This is a genomic window from Streptomyces canus, assembly GCF_001514145.1.
In the GTDB taxonomy this organism is placed as follows: Bacteria; Actinomycetota; Actinomycetes; order Streptomycetales; family Streptomycetaceae; genus Streptomyces; species Streptomyces canus.
In genome coordinates, this window is record NZ_KQ948697.1 from 1 (window position 1) to 1,894 (window position 1,894).

Annotated in this window: 1 protein-coding gene; it reads left to right on the forward strand. The window is 69.5% G+C overall.

The window, feature by feature from the left end:
* The coding region (locus tag AQJ46_RS50800; protein ID WP_159064281.1) for a condensation domain-containing protein at positions 1 to 1,894 on the forward strand (1,894 nt) is incomplete at both ends.

Sequence of the window (1,894 nt, forward strand, 5' to 3'; positions counted from 1 at the left end):
GCTCCGGTGGCCCTGCGTCTCTCCGGCGCGTTGGACCGGAACGCGCTGCGGCTCGCGCTCGCGGATCTGGTGGAGCGGCACGAGAGCCTGCGGACCGTGTTCGCCGAGGACGGCGAGGGCGCCTACCAGGTCGTCCGGGACGCGGCCGAGTCCCTGCCGACGCTCGCGGTCGTGGAGACGGACGAAGAACGTCTGCGGGGCGATCTGACGAGAGAGGCCGGCCATCCGTTCGACCTCGCCACCGAGATTCCCTTCCGGGCGGCACTGTTCGCGCCGAGCGAGCACGACCATGTCCTGCTCCTCCTGACGCACCACATCGTGAGTGACGCGTGGTCGCGGGCGCCGCTGGCCCGTGATCTCACGGCCGCCTATGCGGCCCGGGTCGCCGGGGAAGCTCCCCAGTGGGCGCCGCTGCCGGTGCAGTACGCCGACTACAGCCTGTGGCAGCGGGAGGTACTCGGCTCCGAGGACGACCCCGACAGCGAGATCAGCCGCCAACTCGCCCACTGGACGGGGGCGTTGGCCGGCCTCCCCGATCAGCTGGAGCTGCCGTACGACCGTCCGCGGCCCTCCGTCGCCACCTATCGCGGCGACCGCATACCGTTCCGGCTGTCCGAGAATCTCTATGCGCGCGTCGGCGAGGTGGCCCGGGACGTTCAGGCCAGTCCCTTCATGGTGCTGCAGGCGGCGCTGGCGGCGCTGCTGACCCGGCTCGGGGCGGGCACGGACATTCCGCTGGGCACACCCATCGCCGGCCGCACGGACGAAGCTCTGGACGACCTGGTCGGCGTCTTCCTCAACACGCTGGTCCTGCGCACGGACACCTCGGGCAACCCCACGTTCGCCGAGCTGGTGCGCCGCGTCCGTGAGGGGAACCTCGGCGCCTACGCGAACCAGGACCTGCCGTTCGAGCGGCTGGTGGAAGCGGTCAACCCGGAGCGCTCGCTCACCCGGCACCCCCTCTTCCAGGTCCTTCTCACCCTCAACAACACCGACTACGAGGGCGCGTTGGCCTCACTCGGTGAGCTTCCGGGACTCACGGCCGAGCGAGAGCCGGTGGAGTCGTCCGTCGCCAAGTTCGACCTTGCCTTCGGGTTCACGGAGCGCCGCGACGCGACCGGTCAGGCGAACTCGCTCGAGGGTGTCCTGGAGTTCAGCACCGACCTGTTCGACCGCGCCACTGCCGAAACCTTCATCGACCGGCTGCTGCGACTCCTGGATCACGCGGTCGCGACCCCGGACACCCGGGTGAGTGACATCGACATCCTTGCCGCGTCCGAACGCGACCGTGTCCTCGTCGACTGGAACGACACGGTGTGTGAGGTGCCGGGGCGTTCGGTGGTGGAGCTGTTCGAGGAGCGGGTGGCTGCGGTGCCGGATGCGGAGGCCGTGGTCGCGGGTGAGGTGTCGCTCAGTTACGGGGAGTTGGATGCCCGTGCTGAGCGTCTGGCCGGGCTTCTGTCGGAGTTGGGTGCTGGGCCGGAGCGGTTTGTTGCGGTGGCGTTGGCCAGGTCGGTGGATCTGGTCGTGGCGTTGCTGGCGGTGTGGAAGGCGGGGGCGGCGTATCTGCCGCTGGATACGGAGTATCCGGCGGAGCGGCTGGCGTACATGCTCCAGGACGCCGACCCGGTCCTCCTGCTCACCACGAGCGACCTGACCTCGGCCGTGCCGAGTGAGTCACTGGTTCCACGCGTTCTCCTCGACGACCCGGACCTCCAGGCGCACCTGTCCGAGCCTGCCGGTTCCGACCGTCTCCGTGCCCACCACGACCTCAATGGCTCCGCGTATGTGATCTATACGTCGGGGTCGACGGGGCGACCGAAGGGTGTGGTGGTGCCGCAGGGGCCGTTGGTGAACTTCCTGGTGGCGATGCGGGATCGGTTCGATCTTGGGG